The 21,918-nt window shown below is 41.2% G+C and carries 21 protein-coding genes; 7 read left to right on the top strand and 14 right to left on the bottom strand.

Going from position 1 to position 21,918, the window contains the following annotated elements:
* Positions 1–30: 30 nt before the first annotated feature.
* Both C0J08_RS05135 and C0J08_RS05130 read right to left on the bottom strand, forming a co-directional pair.
* Positions 31–867, bottom strand: a complete 837-nt coding sequence (locus tag C0J08_RS05135; protein WP_212655034.1) for a substrate-binding periplasmic protein — start codon at positions 865–867, stop codon at positions 31–33.
* 266 nt (positions 868–1,133) lie between these two features.
* Positions 1,134–3,359, bottom strand: coding sequence for a transglycosylase domain-containing protein (locus C0J08_RS05130; protein ID WP_249344516.1), 2,226 nt, complete (start codon positions 3,357–3,359; stop codon positions 1,134–1,136).
* A gap of 362 nt (positions 3,360–3,721) precedes the next feature.
* Here C0J08_RS05130 and C0J08_RS05125 point away from each other — a divergent pair, with 362 nt between their 5' ends.
* From C0J08_RS05125 to modC, 4 genes are read left to right on the top strand one after another with little or no spacing between them, the layout of a single operon-like run.
* Positions 3,722–4,051: a Rieske (2Fe-2S) protein gene (locus C0J08_RS05125; RefSeq protein WP_212655032.1), complete on the top strand. Its 330-nt coding sequence runs from the start codon at positions 3,722–3,724 to the stop codon at positions 4,049–4,051.
* 31 nt (positions 4,052–4,082) lie between these two features.
* Positions 4,083–4,871, top strand: coding sequence for a molybdate ABC transporter substrate-binding protein (gene modA / locus C0J08_RS05120; RefSeq protein WP_212655031.1), 789 nt, complete (start codon positions 4,083–4,085; stop codon positions 4,869–4,871).
* Positions 4,872–4,883: 12 nt separating this feature from the next.
* Complete coding sequence (modB, locus tag C0J08_RS05115; protein WP_212655030.1) at positions 4,884–5,582, top strand: molybdate ABC transporter permease subunit; 699 nt, start codon at positions 4,884–4,886, stop codon at positions 5,580–5,582.
* The gene (gene modC / locus C0J08_RS05110) at positions 5,579–6,664 is read left to right on the top strand and encodes a molybdenum ABC transporter ATP-binding protein (RefSeq protein ID WP_212655029.1); all 1,086 of its coding nucleotides are present in this window, start codon (positions 5,579–5,581) and stop codon (positions 6,662–6,664) included. Before modB ends, modC begins: the two co-directional genes overlap by 4 nt.
* A 10-nt stretch (positions 6,665–6,674) precedes the next feature.
* Here modC and C0J08_RS05105 read toward each other — a convergent pair whose 3' ends face one another.
* A complete protein-coding gene (locus C0J08_RS05105; protein ID WP_249344514.1) occupies positions 6,675–7,103 on the bottom strand; it encodes a DUF2798 domain-containing protein in 429 nt (142 codons plus the stop codon).
* 45 nt (positions 7,104–7,148) lie between these two features.
* Between C0J08_RS05105 and C0J08_RS05100 the strand changes: the two genes are divergently transcribed.
* The gene (locus C0J08_RS05100; protein WP_212655028.1) at positions 7,149–7,595 is read left to right on the top strand and encodes a MarR family winged helix-turn-helix transcriptional regulator; all 447 of its coding nucleotides are present in this window, start codon (positions 7,149–7,151) and stop codon (positions 7,593–7,595) included.
* A 12-nt stretch (positions 7,596–7,607) separates the two neighbouring features.
* Here the strand turns inward: C0J08_RS05100 and C0J08_RS05095 are convergent, their stop codons facing one another.
* Positions 7,608–8,246 carry an HD domain-containing protein gene (locus tag C0J08_RS05095; RefSeq protein WP_212655027.1) on the bottom strand — a complete coding sequence of 213 codons (639 nt, stop codon included), beginning with the start codon at positions 8,244–8,246 and terminating at the stop codon, positions 7,608–7,610.
* 114 nt (positions 8,247–8,360) lie between these two features.
* Positions 8,361–8,975 (bottom strand): OmpW family outer membrane protein, encoded by a 615-nt coding sequence (locus C0J08_RS05090; protein ID WP_212655026.1) that lies wholly within the window; start codon positions 8,973–8,975, stop codon positions 8,361–8,363.
* A 316-nt stretch (positions 8,976–9,291) separates the two neighbouring features.
* On the opposite strand from C0J08_RS05090, the gene C0J08_RS05085 reads away from it, so the two are divergent.
* Positions 9,292–10,173: a carboxylate/amino acid/amine transporter gene (locus C0J08_RS05085; protein ID WP_212655025.1), complete on the top strand. Its 882-nt coding sequence runs from the start codon at positions 9,292–9,294 to the stop codon at positions 10,171–10,173.
* Between the two features lie 69 nt (positions 10,174–10,242).
* On the opposite strand, the gene C0J08_RS05080 is transcribed toward C0J08_RS05085, so the two are convergent.
* From C0J08_RS05080 to C0J08_RS05055, 6 genes are all read right to left on the bottom strand, one after another.
* On the bottom strand, positions 10,243–10,980 hold the full coding sequence (locus C0J08_RS05080; protein ID WP_212655024.1) for a YccT family protein: 738 nt from the start codon (positions 10,978–10,980) through the stop codon (positions 10,243–10,245).
* Positions 10,981–11,218: 238 nt separating this feature from the next.
* Entirely contained in the window at positions 11,219–11,647 is a 429-nt protein-coding gene (locus C0J08_RS05075; protein WP_212655023.1) for a GNAT family N-acetyltransferase, read from the bottom strand.
* A 1-nt stretch (position 11,648) separates the two neighbouring features.
* On the bottom strand, positions 11,649–12,128 hold the full coding sequence (locus tag C0J08_RS05070) for an MgtC/SapB family protein (RefSeq protein WP_212655022.1): 480 nt from the start codon (positions 12,126–12,128) through the stop codon (positions 11,649–11,651).
* Positions 12,129–12,329: 201 nt separating this feature from the next.
* Complete coding sequence (locus C0J08_RS05065; protein WP_212655021.1) at positions 12,330–12,629, bottom strand: AtuA-related protein; 300 nt, start codon at positions 12,627–12,629, stop codon at positions 12,330–12,332.
* The gene (locus tag C0J08_RS05060) at positions 12,626–13,972 is read right to left on the bottom strand and encodes an acyclic terpene utilization AtuA family protein (RefSeq protein ID WP_212655020.1); all 1,347 of its coding nucleotides are present in this window, start codon (positions 13,970–13,972) and stop codon (positions 12,626–12,628) included. The genes C0J08_RS05065 and C0J08_RS05060 overlap by 4 nt, the downstream gene beginning before the upstream one ends.
* 95 nt (positions 13,973–14,067) lie before the next feature.
* On the bottom strand, positions 14,068–15,381 hold the full coding sequence (locus tag C0J08_RS05055) for a CitMHS family transporter (protein WP_212655019.1): 1,314 nt from the start codon (positions 15,379–15,381) through the stop codon (positions 14,068–14,070).
* Positions 15,382–15,688: 307 nt separating this feature from the next.
* On the opposite strand from C0J08_RS05055, the gene C0J08_RS05050 reads away from it, so the two are divergent.
* Positions 15,689–16,609: a LysR family transcriptional regulator gene (locus C0J08_RS05050; RefSeq protein WP_212655018.1), complete on the top strand. Its 921-nt coding sequence runs from the start codon at positions 15,689–15,691 to the stop codon at positions 16,607–16,609.
* 61 nt (positions 16,610–16,670) lie between these two features.
* Here C0J08_RS05050 and C0J08_RS05045 read toward each other — a convergent pair whose 3' ends face one another.
* The 3 genes from C0J08_RS05045 to C0J08_RS05035 form a co-directional block, all read right to left on the bottom strand.
* A complete protein-coding gene (locus C0J08_RS05045; RefSeq protein WP_212655017.1) occupies positions 16,671–18,083 on the bottom strand; it encodes an esterase-like activity of phytase family protein in 1,413 nt (470 codons plus the stop codon).
* A gap of 227 nt (positions 18,084–18,310) precedes the next feature.
* Positions 18,311–20,113, bottom strand: a complete 1,803-nt coding sequence (locus C0J08_RS05040) for an ATP-binding protein (protein ID WP_212655016.1) — start codon at positions 20,111–20,113, stop codon at positions 18,311–18,313.
* Between the two features lie 158 nt (positions 20,114–20,271).
* Positions 20,272–21,873 carry an isocitrate lyase gene (locus tag C0J08_RS05035; protein WP_212655015.1) on the bottom strand — a complete coding sequence of 534 codons (1,602 nt, stop codon included), beginning with the start codon at positions 21,871–21,873 and terminating at the stop codon, positions 20,272–20,274.
* Positions 21,874–21,918: the final 45 nt, after the last annotated feature.

Below are 21,918 nucleotides of genomic sequence, written 5' to 3'. Positions count from 1 at the left end.
AAAGCAAGCTGGATAGTCCAGCTTGCTTTATCACTTCAAAGATAACTCTGTACGGCTATGCTTTTCCCATGCCTCTATACCTTTAATTAAGGCTTTCTCGGTATAACCATCTTGTTGCATTTTTTGCAAAGCAACGGCGATCTTATGCTTAATCTCACTGGTATTACAGGATGACCTCTTGGACATGGTCAAATACAGACCTTCACTACTTATATAAGGTAAAACGGGAACAATGGAATCTGATAAACCTAATTTTACAGCGTAGGCATATGCAGGGTTTCGTTCATACAAAACATAGTCGACTCGGTCAGCGGCTAGCATACGTAAAGCTTGCGATACACTCGATACAGACAAAATATTCAGATGCCGCTGGGCATAATGATCAAATTCCTGACCAAAGCTGTTGTCAATAACAGTAACGCCCCACTTCCCTTCTAAATCCTCTTTTTTAGTAAAAGGAAACATACTGCCTTTTCGCTGCCAAACAACGCTATTGGTATGCAAGATAACGGGCATAAAGTAATCCATATAATCTGACCGCTCATTGGTATAAAAAGCTCCAGCCAATAAATCAACACGGCCATTTTTCACTTCCGATTGAGCTCGCGACCAAGGACCGACATAAATAAGCTTAATGGGTATGTTAATTCGGCGACTCAGCTCATCAATGAAAAAGCGATTTACCCCCTGAAGGTCATCTGAAGTCGAAGTCTCACGCCATAAAAAGGGAGGGTATTCGGAGTTACCTGACGCAGTTAAAGAAGTACACTGCTTAGTGGAAGAAGGATCCTCTTCGCCCAAAGCCACTGCAGCATTCAAAAAAAGCATCGCCAGCAGAGAGTAAATAATCTGAGTACGCAGCAACATAAAGAGCCGCTCCCTTATAAATAAATTTCAAACCATAAGTGTAACTATATCTTTAGAATCTACTAGGTGGTTATTAATAAAGAGGCGAAAATACCTCCTTATTAGACGACTTTCCCAAATTGCCTTAATACATCCTTCCACAACAGTGCCCTAAAGCTTAAGTCAATGATAAACAATAACTAATTGATTAATTTTCAATTTTTTATGAAGCTATATAACATCGTAGCAATTATCAATCTGCATTTAAAATGATTCCTTAAAGCCTTTTAAAATGGCCAAAAACAGGCACTACTCTCTTTAGGCTCAGTTCCTAAAAGAAAGGCCAAATTCGTTTTATTATCACAACGTTCTGCCGCAATTTCGAACTTATCATTCAGTACATTGTAACGTGCAGCGCCACTCGGTAGCGCCTCTGGCAATGATCTCGGGTTTACGTGGCGAGTAAAATCGATCCAAACCTTCTGAGCTCCACTACTGCCAGTGATACTTAACGGCACATTGTCGTCATCACCAAGCCATATCGTAGAAGAATAATCACCGGTAATACCAACATACCAACTGTCTTTTTGCTGATTAGTTGTCCCTGTTTTAGCGGCAAACCTTAAATCAGGGAAAGCCGCTTGAGCGGCACGAGCGGTTCCAATTTTCGGTGTTTTAGTCATGCCATCCAATGTCACAGCCAACAAAGCATCGGTAAAAGGCACAGCGTTTTGCCGGTCAAAGCGCTTCATTAAACGATCATTTTGATCCATCACCGCCAAGACAACGCCAAGCTCACTGCTTTTTCCTTCTGACGCAATTGGTTGATACAAACGTGACACTTCAAATGGCGATAACTCCAAGGCTCCAAGCGCCATAGCAGGATGCATGGTAAAAGGACGCTTCACTCCCAATTGACGCAGTGTATCTCCAACTCGATCAAAACCAATCTGATGTGCAAGAGACACCGTTGCTAAATTATAAGATTTAGCCATGGCTTCAAATAAATGCACAGTACCATGAGTTTTTCTGTCGTAATTTTCAGGCTGCCACACTTGTCCACCAACATTGAAACGCAAGCGCTTATCTTCGATCTCAGACCACCAGGTGTAACGCCCTGTAGCTAAAGCTGAAAGATAAAGTGGCGGTTTTACCAATGATCCGATCGGTCTTACCGCCCCCAAGGCCCTATTGAATCCCGTGTAATACTGCCCACTGGAACCAACAATGGCGCGGACCTGGCCGGTTAATCTATCCGTTACCACCATGGCGCCCTGCAAACCTTCCAGTCTAGTATCACGTTTTTCTAGTGCTGCGACTTGGCGTTGCATCGCCGCACTAGCAGCGCGTTGCGCTCGAATATCAACCCCGGTGTAAATACGTAGATTTTTCGTTGCTAAGGTTGTCTCATCAAAATCACGGGATAATTGCATCGCCACAAGATCCAAATAATCCCCATAAATAGAACGCTCTTTTTTCTTATCAGCCAAACGAATCGGTTGTTTTACAAGACTATTATAATCTGCCGTCGATAAGCGCCCTTGATCTTTTAGTATCGCTAACACAGTATTGCGCCGCGCCTTAGCTCGATTTGGCGAACGCTCAGGATTATATAAAGACGGTCCCTTCACCATACCAACTAACAGTGCAATTTCATCAATATTAAGTTCGTTAATTGGACGACCAAAAAAATGCTCACTGGCAGCAGCAAAACCATGTAAAGCGCTGCTACCCAACTGAGCTAAGTACACTTCATTCATGTAAGCCGTGATAATTGCTTCCTTTGAATAATGATATTCAAGCAACACACTCATGATCACTTCCGTTAATTTACGGCTGTAAGTTCGTTCTGAACTTAAGAACATATTCTTAACAAGTTGCTGAGTGAGAGTAGACCCTCCCTGTCGACGAGAGCCATGCGTCATATTCACCACAATAGCGCGGGCAATACCGGTGAAAGAAATACCCCAATGATGATAAAAGTCTTGATCTTCTACCGCGATCAAAATATCGATTAAAGGCTTGGGGATTTCATCATAAGTTAAGATATCACGACGTTCGGTATTACCACCATACAAGAAGCCAATGCGCTGGGGCTCAATTCTGGCTTCGGCTATGTTGTCACCATTAAGAGCCTGAATAATTAAACGGCCTTTTTGAAAAGAAAAGATCCGTCTTTCACTTTCATGGAAACCAAGGTGATCAACATAAGAACGCAAGTGGGCACTTACTTTGGTTTTACTACGAGCAGCCCACCCCACTTTTTGACTATTACGACCAAAGCGATACCCTGTTTCTTCAAGTAAGTTTTCTAGATCTTGTTTTTTCCAAGGAGCACCGCTGGATAAAATTATGGGAGCACTGTATACCTCTGAAGGAACTTGCCATTTCTGTCCTTCAAAGCGGCTAACAACTTGCCCATTCAACCACCAAACCCAAGCCGCAAAGGGAATAGAGCCAACAAGAGCAATAATTAATCCCCATTTAAAACAGAAACGAACTACCCTCTTCAACCTGGAAGATTTAACGGTTTTTTTCGAACGAGATGAAGGCTTACGCGAAGATTTTGCTTGAGTTTTTTTAGTCATAGCGGGCAAGTATAAGGAGCTTACTGGGAGCAAGCAACGAGCAAAAAACAACTAACTCAATTCTTGCATATTGACTCATTCATCGTAGCACTTTAGAGTCATCGCTCACGGAAAGTTTATTTAACTGACATTTTCCTTAAATCAATCGTCACCGTCAGCCACAGAATTGAAAGAAACCACCACTAGAACACGATCGTTATGATCACATATTCTTTTGTAAGTGATTATGGAAAGCGTCAATTCTCTTAAAATAAACAACATTCATTGTTAAAAAGTGCGGTAATCACGTGTTTAATAAGCATCTTATACCTAATGCGCAAAACCTTCCCGAAGGCAAAGCGCTTACAATTAAAGTGGAAAAATACAATTTTTTAATTACCAAGCAAAAGGGTCAAATCCTTGCTTATGAAAATAGCTGCCCTCACCAAAATAAGCCGCTCAATAAACTCGCAGAGCAAGCATTAGATGAAGGAGGCGACTACTTAAAATGCCATCATCACGGGGCGCTTTTTTCACCTTCTGATGGTTCATGTATTACAGGACCATGCCAAGGCAGTCACCTTAAAAAAGCCATCGTAGGGATAGAGCAAGGTAACTGTTATTTACTTTTAGCTTAACCGCTAATCTACTTTCAAGTTGATAAAATATATGCAAAGCAAGGCGTCTAAAGAGACCAAATCTAGATTTCTTTTCCGGCATTTAGCGACCTTGTTTTCTTTATTTTTTATTTTTACATCAACCAGTTCACTCGCCGCCGAGCTAAATTTAGCAGTAGCCTCTAACTTCATTTCTCCAATCAAACAACTCGCAGCCGATTTTGAGCAGGAAACAGGCCACTCCATTCAATTATCATTTGGTTCCTCGGGGAAGCTTTTTGCCCAAATCAACAACCAGGCTCCTTACGATATTTTCTTGTCTGCAGATACGACAAAGCCTAAAGCACTTATTAAAAAACAACTGGCGCTGCCCGATAGTTTTCAGGTTTATGCCAGAGGTCAGTTAGCACTTTGGTCTTTAAAACCTCTGAACTCTTCAGACCTAAAACAGGTTTTATTAAATTCGCGGCGCATCGCCATCGCTAACCCCAAACTGGCCCCATATGGCAAAGCAGCCAAAGAAACACTACAAAACCTAACTGTTTGGGATGTTCTAAAGAAAAAAATAGTCCAAGGTGAAAACATAGGACAAACCTATCAGTTCGTTTATTCGCAAAATGCAGATATCGGCTTCGTCGCTTTTTCGCAGGTATTAGCGACCAACCCCCAAGGCTGGACAATGCCAATTCCAAGATCCTTATACAGTGAAATAAACCAAGCTGCCGTCATCTTAACTAGGTCTAAAAGAATTGAACTTGCTCAGTCCTTCATGGCATTTTTAATTCGCCCAGATACCCAAGATAAAATAGCAACGTTTGGCTATGCCTCTGAGTTAGAGTAGGAAAGAGCGGTTATGACATTAAGTTCAGAAGACATTACCGCTATATGGCTGACCCTAAAGCTGGCGACGGTTGTCACACTATTACTTATTATCATCAGTACTCCCATTGCTTGGTGGTTAGCCAGAACTAAATCTTGGCTAAAGGGCCCAATTAATGCCATCGTCGCTATGCCTCTCGTACTCCCACCTACTGTTTTAGGTTTTTACCTATTGATCTTTCTTGGCCCTGAAGGTCCAGCGGGAAAACTATTACATAATCTTGGAGTATCTCCTCTGCCTTTTAGTTTTTCTGGCCTTGTGATCGCTTCCATGTTTTATTCATTGCCTTTCGTTGTCCAACCTATTCAAAATGCTTTCATTGCTATGGGAGACAAGCCACTTGAAGCGGCAGCAACACTTCGTTCTTCACCTTGGGATCGCTTTTTCCATATTGCGATTCCATTAGCAAAGCCAGGGTACATCAGTGCCGCTATTTTAGGTTTTGCTCATACTGTGGGGGAATTTGGCGTGGTGCTGATGATTGGTGGAAATATATCGAATGAAACCAGAGTAATTTCTATACAAATTTATGATCATGTTGAAGCGTTAGAGTATGACCAAGCGCATGCACTCTCGTTATTAATGATTGGTTTTGCTTTTATTGTTCTAGCCTTCTTATACAGTTCAAAAAAACAACAAAAAAATAAAGCTATGTCTGATGGTGTGCTATGACAACTTTGACGATCCAAATTAAACACCAACACCCTGCACCATCTACGTTTTCGCTAGAAGTCGATTTACAATTACCAAACAAGGGGGTTACCGCGCTATTCGGCCAATCTGGTTCGGGAAAAACGACTTTACTTCGCTGCATTGCTGGTTTAGAGAAAAATCATCAAAGTAATATCTATTTGAATAAAGAAGCATGGCAGGCTGGCAATCACTCACTCGCCGCTCATAAACGTCCAATTGGCTTCGTTTTTCAAGATGCTAACTTATTTCCACACCTTACTGCGGCTCAAAATCTTCAGTTTGCCATTAAGCGTGCCGATCATACCAAGTCAACTATTGCCTACTCTGACATAATTCGACTATTGGATATTAAAAACATTCTACCTCAGTACCCAGCGCAATTATCAGGTGGAGAACGTCAACGCATAGCCATCGCTAGAGCACTATTAATTCAACCTAAATTATTGCTAATGGATGAACCTTTAGCGGCCCTAGATGAAGCATTAAAACAAGAAATCCTCCCCTATCTGGATAAAGTTTGCCGCTATGCCAATATACCGGTGTTATATGTCAGTCACTCGTTAGATGAAGTGATTCGCCTAGCAGACTATATGGTGGTATTAGAAAAAGGTCGAGTTAAAGAAGAAGGCGAAATTCAAGCTCTATTAGGAAAGCTGGGCACTTCATTTTCTCGCTATCAGGATGCCAGTGTTGTGGTTTCCGGCCATGTTACGAGGCAAGAAGAGAAATGGGGGCTTTCATGGCTTAGCTTTGAAAACCAAACCATCGCTTTCAAGAAAGGTCATGAAAAAATAGGCGACCAAGTAAGATTAAGAATTCAATCGAAAGATGTCAGCTTATCTCGAAGTGCACAGGATGACTCAAGCATACTCAATAGACTTTCAGTGCAAATTGATGATTTACAAAAAGACGCTAAAGATCCAAGCTTAGTGATGGTGCGTTTGTTAGTAGGCAGCACCCCAATTTTAGCGAAAATAACCGCCTTATCCGCTCATCATCTAAAATTAGAAATTGGTCAAACCCTCTTTGCTCAAATAAAGTCCGTTGCCGTACTGTCTTAATTTTCAGTGTTTAAGCAGGTTTAGCCCAAAAAGTCGCCAATTTAGGCTTAATTACTAAAGACATCAATACCGAAATCACCAATCCAGCAGGTAGCGCGGAAACAAAGGTCGTCAGCCAAAAACTAACTAATTCGCTTAGCTGTATGAAACCATGTAAATTTACAGTGGTTACGACCGCCATAATTGACTCCATCACTACCGCCATGATCACCCCAAAAGCTACATTTTTTCTCAGCGAAGACAAATTAGTCAAAATCAAGTCAACAAGACGATTCACAAGAAAGGCAATCACACCACCAATTGGCGCAATGCATAAAACACACAAGGCAAATGAAGAAATCCAAGCCGATATAAAACCAGCAGAAAAACCAATATTGTTCCAAGTCATTAAGAAGGGTAAAGAACCTCCTATCGCGACAACTAAAATTGACAAAGTCAACTACAATCACCATAGTTGACTTTGTCGACAAATAGGAAAGACTCAATGCCAGATTACGAATTAGAACTACAAAGCCTTTTTATGGATACGATCGGTGGACTAAAGACATCAATGAAAAATACTATGAAAGGGAATGGCTTAACCCTCTCACCCTTGTATTTTATGATATTGAAACAAATTCATGAGACAGAAAACTGCACGGCAAATTACCTTGCCGATACAACTGGAAGGGATAAAGGTCAAGTAACTCGACTAGTGCAAGAAGTCATGAACCAAGAATTAGTAATCAAATGCCCCAACCCAAATGATAAGCGCAGCCAGTTTCTGTTATTGACAGATAAAGGCCTAAACCTTTACCACCAATTGGCTGCCGCAGATCTTGCCATTCTAAAAGGAATGAGAGCGAATGTGAGCGATGATGAGCTGCAGATATTCTTAAAGATAGGCACAAAAATGCTCAATAATTTAGACGCCATCAATAGTCCAAAATAGACACTCATCCAGTTACAGTTCTAATGCCAAACTATTCAAAAAATCGTGCATCACGGCCTCTCGCCTTTTCCCTTCTAACTGAGCCGAGGGCGTGTTCAAGCTATCGGCTATTGTGAATAATTTAGTAAAAAAGTGATCGATCGAATACAAAGCATCATCAGGTTCTCGCTTCTCACAAAAAGGGTCCTCTATTGCATACAAAGCACGATTGAGGGCACCACTTACTTGCATACAACGGGCAATACCAATGGCTCCCAATGCGTCCAAACGGTCTGCGTCTTGTACTATTTTCGCTTCGAGGGTTGTAGCTCTAATATTGGCACTAAAACTATGAGCTTGAATGGCATGATAAATCGCTTGATGGTACTCATTGGGGTAATGAACTGACACTAAAAATTCTATGGCTTTCTCACCAGCCCATGTGGAAGCCAAATGACGATTAGGATGATTTTTAGGTAAAGAGACACAATCATGCAAATAAGCCGCAGGTATCACGATAGCCAAATTCGCATTTTCTTCACTCGCTAATTGTTTGGCGACTTTAACTACTCGTTTAATATGAGCAATGTCATGGGCGGCATCCGCCTGCTCTTGGCTCTTTAGAAAGGACAGACAAAGAGATTCAAACTCAGCAATAAAAGATAAGGACATGGTTTTCCAGAATAATTCTAAATTTAAAAATCCTACCTTAACCTACAGAAATAGCACAATAAAAAAGGCTTTAATCCTAAGATTAAAGCCTTCGCTATTTTCAACGACACCTTCTTAGAAGGTATAACCCACACCAGCCATAAAGGTAATAGGGTCAATATCAGTATCAAAGGTTCCAGCATTAGTATGAACATCTGTATTAATATCCATATACCAAAGCGACGCATTGGCAAACCAGTTCTCAGCAAAGTTAACGTCAACACCGACTTGAGCCGCCAAACCAAAAGAGTTATCTAAATCCACATCTGTAACAACAGTACCTTTAGCTTTTTCATCAAAGAAGACAGTGTAATTTAAGCCTGCCCCCACGTAAGGACGAACTTGGCTGTTAGCTTTACCAAAGTAATATTGTGCCATTACCGAAGGCGGCAAATGTGAGACCTCGGCAACATCACCCAAACTTTTAGTTGACACAGTATGAGTAAAAGGTGTCGCCGCTAACAACTCGACACCAAACTGCTCTGTCAACATGTAGGTAAAAGTTACCCCCACTTGAGTATCATTATTAATTTCTAATTCATCTGAACCTGTAACGTAATCACTACTTTCGTTTGGCATCACTGTCGCTAAACCACCACGAACAAAAAAATCGCCCGCATTATGAGCTAACACCATAGGTGAGCAAAGTGCAGAAACCAGAGCAGCGGCAGGAAGAAGTAAAGCTTTCATAATCGTTTCCTTTTTTGAGATCAAACAAAATATCTGTGTCAAAAAAGGTAACAGGGTGAGATATAAAATTATTAATCTAGATCAAGGTTTTACGCCCCTCAAAGGAGTAATACTGTTCACCTACAAACTAAATCAATAAAACCCAAACTCTCTAAATAAAATCACTTTTCAGCCAATATTGCAGATAAAAAGACCCATAGCAAAAAAGGACAAAAATAAAACACTAGTAAACTGAAAAAAATATAAAAGTAAACTGTTTTACCATGACGCAATTAGTCGGTAAACTCTACGAAAATTTTTACTTGGAAATATTCACATGCCAATACTTATTGCTGTCACCATTCTGTGGGCGTTTTCTTTTAGCTTGATTGGAGTTTATCTAGCAGGTCAAGTCGATGCTTGGTTCTCTGTATTAATGCGTGTAGCGCTTGCTACAGTCGTCTTTTTACCATTTCTTAAACTTCGCCAAATTGAAGCTAATGTGGCGTTTAAATTAATGGTATGTGGGGCGTTACAACTCGGAATCATGTACGGTTTTTATTATCAGTCTTTCTTGTACTTGTCAGTTCCGGAAGTCTTACTTTTTACTGTGATGACGCCACTGTATGTTACCTTGATTAATGACATGCTGGATCGCCGTTTAAATATAGGTTTTGCAATCAGTGCCGTTTTGGCCATTCTTGGAGCAGTGGCTATTCGTTATCAAGGAATAGATGAAGGCTTTATCAAAGGTTTGTTAATTGTTCAAGGAGCCAACGTTTGCTTCGCCGCAGGACAAGTTGGTTACAAACGCGTCATCGCAAAAGAACGCCCAGATCTTCCACAACGTACAGTATTTGGATGGTTTTTTCTTGGCGCATTAGCCGTTGTGGTTCCATGTTATCTAGCATTAGGAAATCCAGATAAACTTCCAACAACCACGCTTCAGTGGTCTATTTTAATCTACTTAGGGGTCGTGGCTTCTGGGTTAGGCTATTTTGCTTGGAATAAAGGCGCGACCATGGTTGATATCGGCACATTAGCTGTCGCCAACAACCTTCTTATCCCAGCTGGTATAGTAGTAAATATCATTTTCTGGAACAGAGATGCCGACATTGTCCGCCTTACTATCGGCGGTGGGATTATATTATTGGCACTTTGGGTCAACGACAAATTCAATCAAAAAATTGCTCGTTCAAACACAACAGCACACACATAATTGAAATAGTCAAAAAAGCGTCCATGGACATTGGACGCTTTTTACCCTTACTTACCAAGAGTTGAAATATTATTGAACAATCCAAACTTGAAACGCTTTTTTCTCTTCTTTATTGGCTTTATTAAACCAAAACTTGGACATTTCTAACTGAATATTCGCAACACTTGGCTTGTACATATTATCAGCTATCCAAATGCGCATTTCTTTGCGGGTTGCTTCATCGGATCGGTTATACCAAAACTTCATCATAGGTAAAGCAACATCGTCATCCATAATCACAGGGGCAGGAACAGGTGAATCACTGGCCGTAGAGTGAGTGTTAAAATTAGACGGATTTTTAGCCATTAAATGCTCAATCTCCGCAACATAATCACGGGTATTTTGTAAACCAGACTTAGCAGGTAACATTTGCTGATGATAACTTACTTCATTACCACTCATATCATCAATAATGGAAAATTGTGGCTTGTTAACATTACTCTCTGCTTGTTTTTTTGTTGATATGTAAGGGGCTTTGAGTCTCAGGTAGGTGTTTTTTTCAAACTTAAGATCAAGAACAATAGGCTCCGATTGATAACTTTCAGTGTCACCACCACTGCGCAATAGCTTATTAAAACGTACTACAATTTGATGAATACCTTCACCAACATCCACTTTAAAATCATCACCAAATTGCGAAGAACTTTCGAGGTCAACATACATAATTTCAAAAGATCGAGGTACCTCAAATGTGGCAGCAGTGGCAGGCAACGCGACCAAACTACAAAATAAAGCACCAAATACAATGAACCTATTTTTTATACTCATCAAACAACTCCTTCCAACACATCACAATATAATCAATGAATCTAGCATATAGTTCAGTCTGATTTACTCAGTTCACAGTGCAAGGCGATCACTTACTGAATTTTGTCTTTTTTCATAATCTAAGACAGAGGCGCAACCATCAACACTAAAAAAGACAAAACCTCTTCTCGATATAAAGTGAAAACAAAACTTTATTTCCGTAGATAAAGGGCGAAATTAATGACAGTGGCGGAATCAACTATTTTTTATAAATGTCTGGCTGCCATTTTTGCATGAAAGTGGCCGGAGAGCTTAAAGGTGCATAGCCATATTGTTGGTAGAGGTTATGAGCGTCTCTGGTGGCCAGCAATATTCGTCGTAAACCTTGTAATGAAGGATGATTATGAACTTCCTGCATCAGCCATTTTGACAAGCCTTTACCTCGATGAGCTTCTGTAATAAACACATCCGCCAAATACGCAAAGGTCGCGTGATCCGTTATCATCCTCGCGAAACCAACTTGCTTACCTTCCGATGTAAATACACCAAAACACAATGAGTTATCTAACGCTTTTTTTAGCGTTTCTTTAGGGATACCCTCTGCCCAATAGGTACTTGAAATAAAAGCATGAATGGCCTCTAAATCCATTTCTTGACGATCACTACTGACTCGGTAACCTGATAACATTTTAGTCTCTCTTACGCCAACGACTGAATTTAGAATGCACTCCACGAGTAAAAGCCGACGAATACTCTTCAAGAATATCAACGCCGTACAGTATAGCAACAACAATAATGGACAACTTTATCGCCACATAGGAGTCAACAATGGCAATGCAAACACCAATCGCCGCAAGAGCCCATATCGTTGCCGCTGAGGTCACCCCAATGACAGCACCATCTTTTGATAACATGACACCCGCACCTAGAAAGCCAATGCCTGTTATGACTTGCCCAATAATCCGTGAAGGATCCGTGGTGTCAGCAGCGACAAACATCGAAGAAGCAATAAACACATAAGTGCCCAATACGATCAGCGCCGAGGTTCTAATCCCAACGGGCTTCCCTCGCAACTGACGTTCTAAACCAACAATAACACCACAAAAAATGGCTGTTATTATGGATCCCCAACGATAGGGCGCAATAGAAAATAATAATTCCAAATTCATACAAACTGTCTTAGGACAAAGTCCACGATCAAGAGAATAGAAGACATACAAACCGTTTTTAATGTACTAAATTTTGGGGATTAATACAGTTTTTAATGGGATATTACGTTTAGTCTGGTAAAATTTAAGAGAGGGCAGAAAAGAAGAATATGAGGATAAAAAAAACCTGCCATCCAACTTGGTGGCAGGCGAAAACATCAACTAAATAACCAAATCCAACAAGGCAGAACTCAAACTCTTACCATGTATATCAAGCGCTAAAGAACGAGTCACACCACCCCCTAATGCCTCATACATCACAAAATTCAAGGCTCCAATAGCTGGTAACTCATAGCGAACAACCTCTCCAAAGACAATATCGCTAAACCATTCTTTTACCTTTTCTACCGTAACGACTTCTTTAATAAAGTCATAATCCTTCATGTCATAAGCAATCAAAGAGATGTTAGAAATGTTCCCTTTATCACCGGTGCGAGAATGAGCAATTTCCCTTAACCTCATGATTCTCCCTCCTCTAAGACGGTAATGTTTGCAAGCACTTGATCTCGGGGAATCAAGCAAGAATCCATAGCCAAAACCGCTTTGGCAGACTTAGCCACGCCACCGCCCCCTGCCGGTCCATTGGTATATAAGGTCTCCACTTCGTTTCCCACAAAGATAGCATCCTCCAAGGTAGAGCAACGCACAGCCACACGAGCACGCACCTCGTAGGGGTCACTCTGAGCCGATCGAGTTGCACCATGCAGTGCGTTTAACCCAACCAAGTCATAACGGGCTTCTATCGGGTCAAATCCGCAAACGGTAAAACGCTCTTTTACGATATCAAGCGCTAATTGACCTCGGGCCACCGCATTTGGTCCAGCGTAAGAAATCTCTCCTTCGCCAATAAAACCATCCTTGTAACCAACCGACACTTTTAAGGTTTCAGTTCTAGGAGAACCACTCGCTCCCTTTACGGCAACACGGTTTTCACCTTGCTGCTGAAAAGAAACTTGAGAAAAATCGGCCACGACATCGGGCGTCAAATATTGATCTGGACGATGAATTTCATAGAGCAATTGCTCTTTACAAGTTGCCTCACACACTACGCCACCGGAACCTTCAACCTTGGTTATCACAGCATCGCCTGATGCATCAACTTCCGCTAAAGGAAAGCCAAGTCGGGCTAGCTCACTCACATTCTTTATCCCTGGATCGGCAAAATAACCACCGGTTATTTGTCCTGCGCATTCCAGCAAATGGCCAATGCAAGTACCTTTACCCAATTTGTGCCAATCTTCTTGAGACCAACCAAACTCATGAACCATGGGGGCTAGAAATAAAGAAGGATCAGCCACTCGACCAGCAATCACCATATTGGCCCCCGTTTCTAGTGCCTCAACTAAGCCGTCAATGCCCATATAAGCATTGGCCGATAAAATATCTTTACCACTTTGAGAAACTGCGATACCCGCTTCGTTCAACATAAGATCCAATTGTTGCAACTCAGTTAATACATCATCTCCAGTAACCACGGCGACTTTAAAAGATGCTAAACCTAACTCTTTCGCAACGCGCATCACCAATTGCCCCGCAGCAATGGGATTCGCCGCGCCCATATTAGTCACGATACGTATATTATTCTCATAACAACTTGGTAAAACAGCTTGCATACGCGCTTCTAACAGCTCGTTGTAACCTTTAGTGGCGTCTTGTTTTTTTTGCTTCTGACCGATCGCAATCGTTCGTTCTGCAAGACATTCAAATACCAAATAATCCAATTGACCTTTTTTTGCCAGCTCAACTGCTGGTTCAATTCGATCTCCAGCGTATCCTGCGCCAGAACCTATTCTGATTTTATTCATGCTCTTATTAGATCCAATAAAGTATTAGAAAAACATCGGGATAAGCGCACCACAAAGAGAGCAAATCCCTAATGAGGAACTTACTCTCTTTCAGCTTAAATGCTCAATGCACCTGTAATCACAGCAACTAACGTCATCACCAAAGTCACTAAGAACGCCAATGGAATGGTTTTCTTCTGATGATCCGCCAAATCTACTCCAGCTAAACCAACCAATAGGAAAGTCGATGCCGTCAGAGGGCTAACAGGAAAACCGGTTGTCATTTGCCCAAGTAATGCCCCACGAGCAACCTCGATACCGCTCGCTCCTAGAGCTTCTGCCGCATGAGATAGCACGGGCAACACACCGAAATAGTATGAGTCAGGATCAAATATCAAACTGGCTGGCATAGAAGTAATCGCAGTCAAAAGTGGGAAGTGCGCGCCTAGACTTTCCGGAACAATACTGACCAAAGAGGTAGCTAAAGCTTTAATCATTCCAGAACCTTTTAAAATCCCAGTGAAAACGCCAGCAGCAAAAATGATGGAGATCATCAAAATAGCCGCATGGCCATGAGCGTTAATACGAGCTTGTTGTAGCTTTACATTTGGGTAATTCACCAACAAAGCGATAGGTAAAGCAATGACAAATACGGCCGGTAAAGGAACAGCTTTGGTCACGAGAGCCGTCAAAGCTCCTACTGTGAGCGCTAAGTTAAACAAGAATAGCTTCGGGCGTTTTAAACTCGCTTTTTCTTCATCTTCATTATCATCAATTCCAACAAATGAAGCAGAGCTTCCTCCTAACGGGCCCGCATTTGCAATGCGTGTTTTCTCTTTTTTACCTAACCAAAAAGCCACAGCGAGAACCGTTAATACTCCCGCTCCAAACGCAGGAATGATTGGATTAAACAGCTCTGAAATATCAATACCTAATGAAGAAGAGGCACGTAATGTCGGCCCACCCCAAGGCAGTATATTCATCGTACCCGCACCCAATGCCGCAATACAGGCAAGCACTTTTCGGTCCATACCTAATCGATCATAAATCGGTATCATGGCTGGAATGCACACCAAAAAGGTCGAAGCACCAGAACCATCCAGATGTGCGAGCATGGCGATTAATGCCGTACCAATCGCCACCTTAGTTGGATCTTGACCACCGAATTTAATGATCCCTTTAATCATGGGATCAAACATTCCAGCATCATTCATCACAGAAAAGTATAAGATAGCGAAAGTCAGCATAATCCCAGTGGGTGCGACGCTTTTCAGTCCAGCTAGAATATAGCCACCCAACTCCGAACTTAAGCCCGCCAACAAAGCAAACACGATAGGAACCAAAACCAAGGCCACAACGACCGACATACGCTTGGTCATGATAAGCGTCAACAACACCGCTATGGTGCAAAAACCCCAAAATGCCAACATTGATCAACTCCTTTATTATTATATTTAGCAGCGACGCTCCCGCTTTCGAATTTGATAGCGGACAAAACGTGAGTTTATTTTTAGCATTAAACAATAAATAAAGACCAATCAAAAAAACAAATAAACTTACTCGACATTCAAATAACAAGAATCAAATAATTTATTTATAAAACAAATAAACATATTATATTTATAAATAGATTGGGGGGTAAGAGACCTTATATTTGACGATGAAAGCCTAGCTGGTTAATATCAGCGCGATATGACCGTTAAATAACGCGATTTAAAAACACAAAAAAGAAGAAAAATGAACCTATCAATAAAGCAGTTACGGGCATTTTTAGTGCTGAGTGAACATGACAGTTTTACCCAAGCCGCTAAGCGCTTTAACCTTTCTCAGCCCGCTTTTAGCACCATCATTGCCAGCCTTGAAGATGAAATCGGTTATCGCCTTTTCGACAGAGATACTCGCAAAGTAGAACTGAATGCAAATGGCATTCATTTTATCGAGATAGCGCGACGCCTCATACTAGATTACGACGAGGCCATCAATGAAATAACGGCCCGCGCCTCCGGAAAAAATGGCACATTAACCTTAAGTGTTTTGCCGTCATTAGCCGTAGAATGGCTACCTGAAATCCTCGCTCAATACAGTACGACTCACCCTCAGACGCATATAAAACTGAATGACACTCAATGGAATCAATGCCTTAAATCAGTTGTTAATGGGCAATCCGATTTAGCTCTAACCGCTAGCCAACCCGCAACCAACACCTTTTCTTCCCACTACCTGTTCTCGGATAAATTTTATCTCTTATGCCATGTAAATCATCCTCTGGCACAAAAAAAGAAAGTCACACTAGACGACCTTTATAAATTTCCGTTTATTGGATTTAGTCAACGTACCAGCATACGCCAATACACAGACAAACTTTTTGAAAGCCATGGGAGGCCAATTAAATACTCATTAGAAGTACAACAATTGACCACCATGATGGGGCTTATTTCTGCAAACTATGGCATTGGAATTACAAGTGGATTAACCTTGTTTCAATTTAGACACCAAAATATTGCCATTGTGCCTTTTGAAGATATCGATTTAGAAAGAGATATTTATTTAGTTAGTTTAAAAAACAAAGCGCTACCTAGCCATGTAAAACTGTTTTCAGATTTTATTATTAATGAGGCTCTAAAGTTCAACTCTAAAATACAAACCATACAAGAATAAACACCATAAAAAAGGAATACTATTTAGTATTCCTTTTTAGTCTACCTTAATAAAACAGTAACTAATTCCCCATTAAATCTGCCTTAATAATATAAAGGCGATTGGAATCTACTCTAGTATTATCAAGGTATTTTTGCTGCAGTTTTCCTTTGGTGGACCAAGTAGCAAAATCATCATCATTAAGTACCCCAACATGATTTCTATCAATCACCCACAATCCTTCCATTTTGTCATGTGGATAAGATACGGCCTTAACCATATTAACAACCAATGACTTATTTACCGGTTTTATACCTTTCTTTGCCAATTCAGCCCAGCCATTTTTATTGACAAACTGTTCCAAAGTCAGCCCATCAATCATCAAACCATAATGGGAATCTCGCTTGATTGAGCCAGACTCTACGACAGATGAAAGAGGCGTTCCTGTCATCAAATCAATACGATAAATATGCTTTTGAACATTCGCATTCGCCTTCGCTTCGCCCTTGGGACCACCGAGAAGAAAGCCACCATCTCGTTCTATGATTAAGAATTTATTCGATGTTAGTGTCGCAATTTCAGAATTGGAGTTTTCCGCTTTTTCCTGACGATAAAGATACTGCTCGGTTTGACCATTCTTTAAATTCACCGTGACAATACGCGTCAAATTACCTTTTTGCGCCGCTTTATCAGGATTTCTCATACTTGATTGCATAATGCCCACTAAAGTCGTCTCGTCTGGCGTAACCGCTAAGCCCTCCATGCCACGATTAGCGCGGCGGTTCTGGAATACCGCAGGCAAATGTAATGTGTCACGACTGTCTTCTTTAAAGGCATTAATGCGGCCAATCTCAACACCATTACTATCAAAGTGGACAATATGTGGTCCATACTCATCACTCACCCAAAAAGTCCCATCTTTTAGGGCAACCAGACCTTCACCATCTAATCCGTAATTATCTAACTTAATTGGATTAGACTCTTTATCGTAAGGTTTATTATCATTCATCAAAACAGGCTTGCCATTAGCGTGATATGGCGTTTCACCAGTTCCTCCTAATGCTGAAGTATTTGGTAAACCCGAAATCAAACTCCCTTCAGGTCGTTTCAACAAAATACTTTTGACCATAAAAACAGAACCATTTTCGGCTACTTCAAAGAGTCCAATACGAGGAGTGTAAGACGCCACAGGAAAGCTCTTACCTTTACCATATTCACCCGTATAATTTGCATTTGGTCCACGGTCAGTCAAAGCGTAAAATTGATTCGCTTGATTTGGATTTCCTGTCATTGCCGAGCCAAATCCCCCGTTGCGGATTTCGAAAGGCATATTCGTCTTACCATCCACCAAGTCATCGCGTAACACCGAATAAGGTAGCTCGCTTCCTTGAGTAGGAAAATTATCAACAAAATGCGATCTCGTAGCCGAGTTATTTGCACACCCAGATAAAACACCAACAGAAACCAAACCGACCAACCAAATCTTACTTATCATTTTTTCGCCCTTTTATGTGATAGCACGACCATGCTTTTATACTTCTTAACCAAAGTTAAAGAATAAAGGCATGCTATGACGATTTGATGAATCCATAAGCTTTAGCCATTCACGACTGAATCATTAATGAAAGTTTTTCTTATTTTTTATTACGCTTGTATTTTTAATTAGTGCGGAGTCCGCAACTTTGGTGGGATTGATAGAGGTGAATAGGTTGAACGGAAGGATTAGCTTAATCTATTGATTCGAACTTTATTAACCATAGACTCTAAATCTTCATATAAAAAAGGCTTGCTTAAAAATAAATTCATCCCAGATTCGAAACATTGTCGTTTTACTTTATCTTCTGCATGAGCTGTTAATGCAACGATAGGTGTTGGAATCAACTGTTCGCTATGCTCAATTTCACGAATAGCGGCCGCAGCTGTAAAGCCATCCATTTCAGGCATATTACAATCCATAAAAATTACGTCATAGCGATTCTTAGAACGATTGAACATTTCTAAAGCCATAGTCCCAGTTTCAGCCAAATCAACAGAACATCCAAGCTTGTTTAAAAATTGTTTACAAACCATTTGATTCACTCTGTTATCTTCAGCTAGTAATACATGCAACGCTTTAACATCTAAATCATTTTGTTCGCCGGGAGGAAAAACAGACTCATATGAATCTTCATCAAGAGGAAGTGTAAAAGGAAGCGCAACCGTAAAAGTGCTACCTACACCAACCTCACTCTCAACTGAAATAGTTCCGCCCATAAGCTCGACTAAACGCTGAGTAATACTCAACCCCAACCCAGTACCTCGAATATTTGGGTTAAAATGACTAACCTGATAAAACTGTTCAAAAATTTGCTGCCTGTCTTCAGGCGAAATACCAATGCCTGAGTCTCTAACAGAAAAAGACAAAATCACCGTATTTTCTTCTTGACCGTCCGTGCAAGACACGTCAATAGATATTTCACCTTCATCCGTAAACTTAAAAGCATTTCCAACAAGGTTATAAAGAATTTGATGAATTCTAAAAGGATCACCTTGAACTAACTCAGGAATATCTCCGATTGTAGACCGGAGCTTGATTGGCTTTTTCTCAAACTGTGGGGAAAGTAATAACATCACTTCATTGACGATATTACGCGAACTAAATGGAATTTTTTCTAGCTCAAGTTGCTCTGCATTAATTTTCGAATAATCGAGTATATTGTTGATAATATGCATCAAAGTTCGACCAGCATTATTAATGACGGTCACTTGCTGCTGCTGTTTTTCGTTGAGATCTCCCATTGATAGTAATTGAGCCATGCCAAGCACACCATTCATAGGAGTACGTATTTCATGAGTCATCGCAGCCAAAAAATCCGCCTTCGCCTGCCCAGCAAGTTCAGCGGCTATTTTTGCTTTTTCTAGCTCTTCAGCCTGAAGGGAAAGTTTTAAATTATCATTGAGTGCCTGCCAATAAAAACTGTTTTGCTGCTTTCCAGTAATAAAAATGAACATACCATAGCCAACCACTAAAGCGGCAATAAGCAAATTGCCAGGCTCGTTTAACAGTAAAGCAGCGAAGAAAGCATAGGGAAAACATATCAGCATGAAGTAACTACGCATGATTTTATAAGAAGGTGCTAATACTGTGATCCCCCCCATACTAATGCCTGCGGCAGCCATAACATTTACTGTTACAGCCAAATCTATAGTTGGGTTTACATAAAAAAGCCACGCAGAGCTGCTTGCCCACATAACCGCTGATGAATTGTAGATAAAAGCATAACGAGAAGCGAAAGAACCGATATTAATATTGCTGTCAGAAGTGAGTTGAAAAAATAAAACCAAACGGTAAATTTGCAAAAACAAAAAGCACCCTGAAAAAGCCCCTATAGTACTTAGATATTCACTGGCTGATCCAGAAGTAAAGACAGCGGCCCAAAACGCTAATAAATAAAATATCCCGCCATATCTAGAGCGCCTAGCTAAATCTTTTAAACTAATATCATTGAGTTGATGATCACCCAAGGTAAAACGTAAATTTTTCAATGATGTTCTCAAATTAAATGCACAATAATAGCTTAGGCTGCATCGGCTGCCATAGACTAATTAACTTCATAATAGTGCATTTCATAACTATTGAAAACTAAGCCCAAAAAAGCCAGCAGGGGGAAAACTGCTGGCTTTTCCAATTGCGATTTACCTAATCAAACCGCAAATTGATTCATGGTATTGTCTTTGCCAGAGGCTTTAAGGGCCTGCTCACCAGAGAAATATTCTTTATGATCATCACCAATGTTTGATCCAGACATGTCCTGATGTTTCACACAAGCCAAGCCTTGGCGAATTTCTTTACGCTGAACTTCTTTCACGTAACCCAGCATCCCCATCTCACCAAAGTAGTCTTTCGCCAAATTATCCGTAGACAAAGCTGCGGTATGGTAAGTTGGCAAGGTAATCAAATGGTGGAAAATCCCCGCTTGAGCCGCCGCGTCTTTCTGGAAACGACGAATACGCTCATCCGCTTCCTCTGACAATGCGCTGCCGTCGTAATCTTGAGACATCAGCTTGTCACGGTCATATTGACTCACGTCTTTGCCTTCTTCCATCCACGCATCAAACACTTGCTGACGGAAGTTCAATGTCCAGTTAAAAGACGGACTATTGTTATACACAAGCTTTGCATTTGGCATCACCTCACGAATACGATTCACCAAGGAAGCTATTTGACCAATATGCGGTTTTTCCGTTTCGATCCACAATAGATCCGCCCCATTTTGCAAAGACGTAATACAATCCAGTACCACGCGATCTGCGCCTGTGTCTGGCTTAAAGCGAACCAAACCATTAGCCAAACGCGTTGGTTTGATGAGACGATCCCCCAGTTTGATGGCCATATCACCCGATTTCATTTGCGCCAATGACGTCACTTCTTCACCATCAATAAAGGCATTGTATTGCTCGGCCAAGTCACCTGCTGTTTGAGATACAGGGATCTTTTGAGTCAAGCCCGCGCCCAAAGAATCGGTTCGCGCCACGATCACACCATCCTCTACACCAAGCTCAAGAAAGGCATAACGAACGGCATTAATTTTCGCTAAGAAATCCTCATGGGGAACAGTCACCTTGCCATCTTGGTGACCACATTGTTTAGCATCTGATACTTGGTTTTCAATTTGAATACAGCAAGCCCCCGCTTCGATCATTTTCTTCGCTAGCAAGTAGGTTGCTTCTTCGTTACCGAAGCCCGCGTCAATATCGGCAATAATCGGCACAACGTGAGTTTCAAAGTTATCCACTTTTTGCTGTGCCGCTTGCTCACGCACTTGATCTCCAGCGGCTCTCGCTTCATCCATTTCTTTGAAAAGATGCTGCAACTCACGGGCATCCGCTTGTTTTAAGAAGGTATAAAGTTCTTCTATAAGAGCTGGCACGGAGGTTTTCTCATGCATAGACTGGTCTGGCAATGGACCAAATTCAGAACGCATGGCCGCCACCATCCAACCAGACAAGTACAAGTAACGGCTACGGGTTGTACCAAAATGCTTCTTGATAGAAATCATTTTTTGTTGGCCGATAAATCCATGCCAGCAACCTAAAGACTGAGTGTAATTCGCTGGGTCTTTGTCATAGTTCGCCATGTCTTCGCGCATGATCTTAGCTGTGTATTTCGCGATATCTAGCCCTGTATTAAAACGGTTTTGCAATTGCATTCTAACCACAGATTCTGGGTTCATCGCGGCCCAAGTTGGACCTTGTGAATGGATCGTCTGGCTAGCTTGTTGCGTTTTATTTTTGTAAGTATGCATCGTTTTTCTCGCTCTTTAGGTTGTTTAAGTGGGTACAAATTCTTA

The organism is Marinomonas sp. CT5, assembly GCF_018336975.1.
GTDB lineage: Bacteria > Pseudomonadota > Gammaproteobacteria > Pseudomonadales > Marinomonadaceae > Marinomonas.
This window is presented reverse-complemented; position numbering and strand designations above follow the sequence as displayed.